This is a genomic window from Limnohabitans sp. MMS-10A-192, from assembly GCF_003063335.1.
GTDB lineage: Bacteria > Pseudomonadota > Gammaproteobacteria > Burkholderiales > Burkholderiaceae_C > Limnohabitans_A.
Genome location: NZ_NERX01000008.1, coordinates 30,096 through 37,101, shown reverse-complemented (window position 1 = coordinate 37,101; position 7,006 = coordinate 30,096). Strand labels below are relative to the sequence as shown.

The following is a 7,006-nucleotide window of genomic DNA, read 5'->3' as shown; positions in this document are numbered from 1 at the left end:
GGTGTGAGGTCTGTGAGCGGTGCTCAGCTGAGGTCAGCTGTGATCAGCGACGCGCGCCTGCGATGTCAATCACCACGCGGCGGTTGGGCGCGTGGCAGGCGATGGCCTGCGGTGTGGCCACACGACCGCACTGGGTGGCCACGGGCTCGCGGTCACCACGGCCTTCGCTGCTCATGCGCACGCTGCCCAGGCCCGCTTGGGCCAGGTATTGCTGCACGGTATTGGCCCGGTCCATGGACAGGCGCTCGTTGGGGCCGGGCTGACCGAGCGGGTCGGCGTGGCCGATGATGTGCATGCGGTCCAGCTGGATGTATTCGCTGCGCAGGCGGGCCACCAGCGCGTCGAGCGAGGCGCGGCCTGTGGGCGACATGGCGCCCAGGTCCGAGCGGCCAAAGGCAAACAAGGCGTCGGCTGCCAAGGTGATGGTTTGCGGTGCGGGGGCAGGGTTGCGGTTGATGCTGCACTCGACAGCGCCAGTCACGCGCGAGATGGTGTGGGTTTGCTCGCGTGCGCCGTCGATCTCGCGCAGGGCCTCGGCCGCTTGCACGGGCTGCAGTACCTGGCGGCCACGGCCCGTGTCTTGCACCCTGAAAAATTGGGTCTGAGCGGAGGCGCTTCGCATCACCGTGATGGTGTCCAGGTTGTCTTTGACGTTGCGACCGACTTCCACCGATTTGAGGCCCAGCTCAATGCTGCCCGGGGGCATGCACAGCTCGCTGTAGCCACCGGGGATGATGGAGGCGTGGTAGGCGCCGTTGACGTAGATGCTGGCAGCGCCGGGCACAGAAGAGGACTGGCGGGTGCGGTAGAAGACCATGCGCGACTGGCTGTCGACCACTTGGGCGGCTTGGGCGTAGCGCTGGCCAAAGGTGCGGATGGGGCTGCCCGGGGCGGTGTAGTAGTTCTGAGCCAATGCACCGAAGGACAGGCACAGCAGCAAGGGGGCGAGCAGGCCTCGCGCGCATGAGGACGCGACAAAAGCGATAGAAGAAGCACTCAAAGAAGAAGCGCCAGCCAAGCGGGATCCAAAGGCAGCGAGGCTCGTTTGTGGGTCCGAGCGGCGCAGAAATGTCGTGGATGTCATAAATTTCCTTGAGTTGCGCGTGTGCAAGGGCACGCGCGGTAACGTCACTTTTGTCGTATTTGTGCCAATTGGCATTTATGACAAAAGTATCCAGGAAAAATATGAAATTTAAATACGCCAATTGGCGTACATCAAAAACGCCATCAGATGCGCGTTTAAATGGTCTTCATGTTGCAAAAATAATAATTAATTGCCCAAATAAAGATGTCAAAGTTGACAAAATCAGGAGTGGCAGGAATTCAAGAAGGCATTTGAACAGATGCCTTAGACAACACTTTGAGGTCGGAATGTTTATGCAGGGAAAAACTGGCTCAGCGCTTCGCAGGTCGCACCGGGCAATTCCTCAGGGATGAAGTGCCCTGCGGGCATGACTTGACCGGTCACTTGCCCTGCGCACTGCGCTTGCCACAGCTCAAGCGGCTTGAACATGCGGTTGACCACGCCGCGCTCGCCCCACAAGACCAGGGTGTCGCACGCGATTTTGTGCGCTTTTGCACGGCTTTCGCGGTCGTGCTGCAGATCGATGCCTGCGCTGGCGCGGTAGTCTTCGGCCGCGCTGTGGATCGCGGCTGACCAGCCTTGCGCATTGAGGGCCGGGTTGCAAAATGCGCGTTCGTATTCGGCCAAGGCTTCGGGCTCGATGTAGCCCAAACCTTGGCTGCCCCAGCCGCCCAGCTTGGCGTGCAGATAAGCCTTGGGGTTGCCGCCGATCATGAGCTCCGGCAGCGGCGCGGCTTGCGTCAGGTGGAACCAGTGGTAGTAGGCCTGGGCAAAGGCAAAGTACGGGTCGTCCACCGGGCCGACAACCTCGGGCGTTTTGCCCCAGTGGCCGCTGTACATGTCGAGGGTGGGCGCGATGTCGATCACGCACAGCTTCTTGACACGCGCAGCATGGTCCAGCGCCAGCCGGTGCGCGACACGACCGCCACGGTCATGGCCGCACAAGTAGAAGTCACTCACGCCCAGAGCATCGAGCAAACCGATCACCTCTTGAGCCATGGCGCGCTTGCTGTAATGGGCGTGCTCGGCATCACCGCGCTCATGTGACGAGTCGCCGTAACCGCGCAGATCGGGTATCACCAGACGGTAGCGCCCGCGCAGCAGCTGGGCCACGCGGTGCCACATGACGTGGGTTTGCGGGAACCCGTGCAGCAAAACCAGCACCGGCAGGTGCGCTTGGGCAGCCCAATCCGATGATTGTCGACAGGCTACAGGCAGGCCCTGAATCGTCAAGGCCCGGCGCTCAAACCCGTCAAACCAGGCCATCAATCCACCTTGGCGCCAGAGACTTTGACAACTTCGGCCCACTTTTTGTGCTCGCTGTCGATCAGCGCAGCAAATTGAGCAGGTGTGTTGCCGCTGGGAATGGCGCCCAAGGTGGCCAGGCGCTCTTTCAAGGCGGGGCTGGCCAGCGACTTGGCGACTTCTTGCTGGATGCGGGAGACCACATCGGGCGGTGTGCCTGCGGGGGCCAACAGGCCGAACCAGCTGCTGGCTTCAAAACCTTTGAGGCCAGCCGCTTCTTCGATGGTGGGCAGCTCGGGCATGGCCGCAGAGCGTTGCGCGCTGGTCACGGCCAGAGCCTTGAGTTTGCCGCCTTTGATCAGCGGGATGGCGGAGGGCAGGTTGTCAAACATCACGTCCATGTTGCCGCCCGACAAGTCCAGCAGGGCGGGACCCGAACCCCGATAAGGAATGTGGGCCATGAAAATACCGGTCTTGGACTTGAACAATTCGCCCGCCAGGTGAATGGAGGTGCCATTGCCACTGGAGGCCATGTTGAGCTTGCCGGGGTTGGCTTTGGCGTACTTGACGAAGTCGTTGACGTTGTTGATCTTGTTGGCGACGGCTTTTTCGGCATTGATCACCATCACGTTGGGCACACCCGCGACAAGCGTGATGGGCGCGAAGTCCTTGAAGGGGTCGTAGGGCAGCTTGGCATACAAGGCGCGGTTGATGCCGTGCGTGCCCACGGTGCCCATGAGCAGGGTGTAGCCGTCGCCTGCCGACTTGGCCACGATTTCGGCGCCCAGGTTGCCGCCTGCGCCGCCTTTGTTTTCAATGACGAACTGTTGGCCAAAGGCTTTGGACAGGTCAGGGGCGATGGCTCGGGCCAGGATGTCGGTGGTGCCACCGGGCGCAAAGGGCACCACGATCTTGACGGGTTTGGTGGGCCAGGTGGTCTGGGCAGATGCCATGAAGCTGCCGAGCGACAAGGCCAGTGCGGCAACAGCGCTCAAGACGGGGCGGCGATTGAGGGGGGGCATGTTTGACTCCATTTGTTGATTTAATGGGTCACATGATGCCATGCGACTGGCCAAAAGCATGTCACCCTTGCAATCCAGCACATCAGGGATTGCGAGCATGCTCGCCGCCTCAAAAGACTTCTTTTGTAGACTCTACAATGGAAAGCCACAAATCTTCTAACGCCATCTGTTGCCCCGGAGCTTGCACACATGACCCTCTTTGACTCACCGATCGACCTGGCTCAGGATTTGATGGAGGATGTGCGCAGCTTGGGGCTGGTCAGCCAGAACCCCACCACACTGAAGGCTTTTTCGCACCGTATACTGGCCAGTGCGAAGACCCTGGATGCCCAGGTACAGATCGACAAATACAACGGCAACGAGTTTCTGAGTCTGATCAGCCGGCTCAACCAAGCCGTCGCGCCTTACCTGGAGCAGCAAGCCAAGCCGACGGACAAGCTGGGCCCGATTCACATTTGGGTGATCGACGAAGCGGAGCGACTTTCTGCGGAGCAACAATCGATCATTTTCCGACTGATTGAGTTGTTCCCTGCCCTGCCCTTCCGGGTGATCTGGCTGAGCAATCGCCCACTGCAAGCGTGGGAAGACCATGCCAACAGCGAAAGCCTCTTGCTGGATCTGGATGCAACGCCGCGGCAAGGTGCCGCAGTCGATGAGCCCAACATGACGCCAGACCCCCTGGACAACGCACTCACTGAGACCCGCGACATGCCTCAGGCCGCCAGCGCGGCGATGCATTGGCCGGCATATGGCACAAGTCAGAACATGAAGGTCGCTGCAGGCTTGGCGGGGGCCGTTGTTTTGGCCGCACTGGCTTGGTGGTCGACATCCACCTCTGCCCCGTCAGCACCGGACACCCGCGCGCCTGAACAGGCCGCGGCAAGTGCTGCATCTGAGAGCGCCGCTGCACCTGCTGCGCAAGCATCTGCTGCTGTGGCTTCGGCTCCTTTGGCTACTGCCGTGGCGGCCAGTGAAGCCGCTGCCCTTGCAGCACCCGCCAGCCCAGCGGCTACTGCGCCGGAAGTGGCCAAGGAAGTGGCCAAGCCAGAGGCTCCTCCAAAGGCAAGCGCAGCGCCCCAACCCGCACCGGCCCCAATGGCCGCGCCCGCGGCTGTCCGCAAGGCACTGCCCGAGGTGGCACGCACAGGCGCCCGCTGGCTCAAGGCACTGCCCGCCGACACGCTGGTGGTTGAGCACGGCACGTTCAGCACCGCAGACCAGGCCCAAAAACTCAAGGCCAAGCACAAGGAGCTGGGGACGGCACGCATCATCGCCGTGCGCAAAGCGCCCAACGCAGACGAATGGCAATACAGCGTGGTGACGGGTCCGTTCCGCTCGGAAGATCGGGCCAAGAACTATGTGTCGCGCCTGGACTGGCGCGCCAGTACGCGCATCCGCGGCACCGACAAACTCAAGCCACTGGTGGCCTCCGCGCCCTGAAGGCATTGAGGCAAAATGGACCGGCGCTTCAGCGACGCCGTCCATTGAATCCGGGCCGGCCTCACAACGGGGCCTGACCTGAAGCCTTCACCATGCTGAAACTCCCCTCCTGGTCCACACGCGGCCTGCGCCCCATCGGCGTGTTCACCGACATCGACGACACCCTGACCACCGAAGGCGCCATCACGCCCGATGCCTTGCAGGCACTGGCCGATCTGAAAGCCGCTGGCTTGCAGGTGGTGCCGATCACCGGTCGGCCGGTGGGCTGGAGCGCGCCTTTTGTGAACCGCTGGCCGGTGGACGCGATCGTGGCCGAGAACGGCGCTGTGGGTTTGCTGGCCACACCGGCGCATGGGCTGCGCAAGATTTACCAACAAGACGCCGCCACACGTGAGCGCAACTTGGCGCGCATGCAGGCTGTTGGCCAACGCGTGCTGCGCGAGGTGCCCGGTGCACAGCTGTCGCAAGACCATCCGGGCCGCGAGACCGACATCGCCGTCGACCACAGCGAGTTCGCGCACCTGCCGCAAAGCGCCATCGACGCGGTGGTGCAGATCATGCGCAGCGAAGGCATGAGCGCCACCGTGAGCAGCATCCACATCAACGGCTGGTTTGGCGCGCACAGCAAGCTCTCGGGCGCCCGCTGGATCGTGCGCGAGCTGTGGGGCCGCGATCTGGACGCCGAGATCGAGCGCTGGGTTTATGTGGGAGACTCCACCAATGACCAAGTGATGTTTGAACGCTTCCCGCACAGCGTGGGCGTGGCCAACATCCGGCGCTTTGAAGCGCAGCTGACACACCCTCCCCGCTACATCACCACCGGTGAACGTGGCGCGGGCTTTGCCGAATTGGCACAACACCTGCTGAACGGCATCTCGTGAACATGAACACCCCCACCCTTTTGACTTGGTCTGAAAAAGACAGCGAACGCTCGGCTCTGTGGCGCTCGGACCAGAACCTGCCCGCCCGCGTGGTGCTGGCCGACGACACCCTGACCGCCGATGCGGCTTACCGCCTGGCTTGCGAGGGCACGGGCTTGCTGTGGCGCGGCGACTTTCAAAACGCCCGCCAATTGCTGCAAGCGATGGCACGGCGCATCGACAAGCCACAAAAAGTCAAACGCAAAAAAGCCGATGCAACCGCGCCTGTGCCCGGTGCGGCTTTTCACACCCACCGCCAGGCGCAAGCCCAGCGCACGCGTGTGCTGAACCAGATCCTGATCGAGTTGAACGGCGACTACGGCATCACGCTGCGCCGCGCGCCCGATGCCAAGCAAGCGTGTGCGCAAGCCTTTGGCCCCGCCAATGGGCAGTCTTCGGTGATCTCGCTGCGCGCCTTGCAGGGCGTGATCGGTGCTTTTGAGTGGCGCAAAAATGGCGTCGAAGTGCCCGCATTGGGCGAAGGCCTGCGCATCCACCCTCATTACGGCGTGTTCTCGCCGGTGCGCGGCGAGTATGTGGCCTTGGTGACCCAAGCGCCACTGCCTGCGGCCCTGAAAGAACACTCGGTGGCTTTTGACATTGGCGTGGGCACCGGCGTACTGTCGGCCGTGCTGGCCCGGCGGGGGGCAAGCCAAGTGGTGGCCACCGACATGGCCGAGCGTGCGCTGGCCTGCGCCCGCGACAACCTGCAACGTCTGGGCCTGCAAAACCAGGTGCAGCTGCTGCAAGCCGATTTGTTCCCGCCCGGCCAGGCCGCGCTGGTGGTGTGCAACCCACCGTGGTTGCCGGCCCGCCCCACCTCGGTGCTGGAGCAGGCGGTCTACGACGAAGGCAGCCAGATGCTCAAGGGCTTTTTGGGCGGCTTGAAAGCACACCTGTGCGAAGGCGGTGAAGGCTGGCTGATCCTGTCGGACCTGGCCGAGCATTTGGGCTTGCGCACCCGCGAAGCCTTGCTGAGCTGGATCGCCGATGCAGGCCTGCAGGTGCTGGGCCGCATGGACGTGAAGCCGGTGCACGGCAAAGCGCAGGACGCGTCAGACCCGCTGCATGCGGCACGGGCGGCGGAGGTGACTTCGCTGTGGCGCTTGGGAAGCCTGTAGTCCAGCGGGCATGGATCCCGGATCACGTCCGGGATGACACAAGGGGACAGACATGGATCCCGGATCACGTCCGGGATGACGTAAGCGGGCATGGATCCCGGGTCAAGCCCGGGATGACATTTGAAATGGAACGGCAAAGCGCATAGCTTGTCACCCCGGGCTTGACCCGGGGTC

General features: G+C 62.8%; 6 protein-coding genes. 3 read left to right on the top strand and 3 right to left on the bottom strand.

The window, feature by feature from the left end:
* Positions 1-43: 43 nt before the first annotated feature.
* The 3 genes from B9Z43_RS14880 to B9Z43_RS14870 all read right to left on the bottom strand — a co-directional run bounded on the left by B9Z43_RS14880 (position 44) and on the right by B9Z43_RS14870 (position 3,351).
* Positions 44-1,084, bottom strand: a complete 1,041-nt coding sequence (locus B9Z43_RS14880; protein WP_158270127.1) for an OmpA family protein — start codon at positions 1,082-1,084, stop codon at positions 44-46.
* A 291-nt stretch (positions 1,085-1,375) separates the two neighbouring features.
* The gene (locus B9Z43_RS14875; protein ID WP_108326740.1) at positions 1,376-2,350 is read right to left on the bottom strand and encodes an alpha/beta fold hydrolase; all 975 of its coding nucleotides are present in this window, start codon (positions 2,348-2,350) and stop codon (positions 1,376-1,378) included.
* Positions 2,350-3,351 carry a tripartite tricarboxylate transporter substrate binding protein gene (locus B9Z43_RS14870; RefSeq protein WP_108326806.1) on the bottom strand — a complete coding sequence of 334 codons (1,002 nt, stop codon included), beginning with the start codon at positions 3,349-3,351 and terminating at the stop codon, positions 2,350-2,352. The genes B9Z43_RS14875 and B9Z43_RS14870 overlap by 1 nt, the downstream gene beginning before the upstream one ends.
* Before the next feature lie 189 nt (positions 3,352-3,540).
* On the opposite strand from B9Z43_RS14870, the gene B9Z43_RS14865 reads away from it, so the two are divergent.
* From B9Z43_RS14865 to B9Z43_RS14855, 3 genes are all read left to right on the top strand, one after another.
* Positions 3,541-4,791, top strand: a complete 1,251-nt coding sequence (locus B9Z43_RS14865) for an SPOR domain-containing protein (protein WP_108326739.1) — start codon at positions 3,541-3,543, stop codon at positions 4,789-4,791.
* A 92-nt stretch (positions 4,792-4,883) separates the two neighbouring features.
* Positions 4,884-5,672, top strand: coding sequence for an HAD family hydrolase (locus B9Z43_RS14860; RefSeq protein WP_108326738.1), 789 nt, complete (start codon positions 4,884-4,886; stop codon positions 5,670-5,672).
* Between the two features lie 2 nt (positions 5,673-5,674).
* Positions 5,675-6,832 (top strand): class I SAM-dependent methyltransferase, encoded by a 1,158-nt coding sequence (locus tag B9Z43_RS14855; RefSeq protein WP_108326737.1) that lies wholly within the window; start codon positions 5,675-5,677, stop codon positions 6,830-6,832.
* The last annotated feature ends 174 nt before the right edge of the window (positions 6,833-7,006 follow it).

Bases quoted from the DNA above. Each gene is read 5' to 3' on its own strand.
- B9Z43_RS14860 (WP_108326738.1), top strand. From the start codon at position 4,884: ATGCTGAAACTCCCCTCCTGGTCCACACGCGGCCTGCGCCCCATCGGC.
- B9Z43_RS14855 (WP_108326737.1), top strand. From the start codon at position 5,675: ATGAACACCCCCACCCTTTTGACTTGGTCTGAAAAAGACAGCGAACGC.
- B9Z43_RS14870 (WP_108326806.1), bottom strand. From the start codon at position 3,351: ATGCCCCCCCTCAATCGCCGCCCCGTCTTGAGCGCTGTTGCCGCACTG.
- B9Z43_RS14880 (WP_158270127.1), bottom strand. From the start codon at position 1,084: ATGACATCCACGACATTTCTGCGCCGCTCGGACCCACAAACGAGCCTC.
- B9Z43_RS14875 (WP_108326740.1), bottom strand. From the start codon at position 2,350: ATGGCCTGGTTTGACGGGTTTGAGCGCCGGGCCTTGACGATTCAGGGC.
- B9Z43_RS14865 (WP_108326739.1), top strand. From the start codon at position 3,541: ATGACCCTCTTTGACTCACCGATCGACCTGGCTCAGGATTTGATGGAG.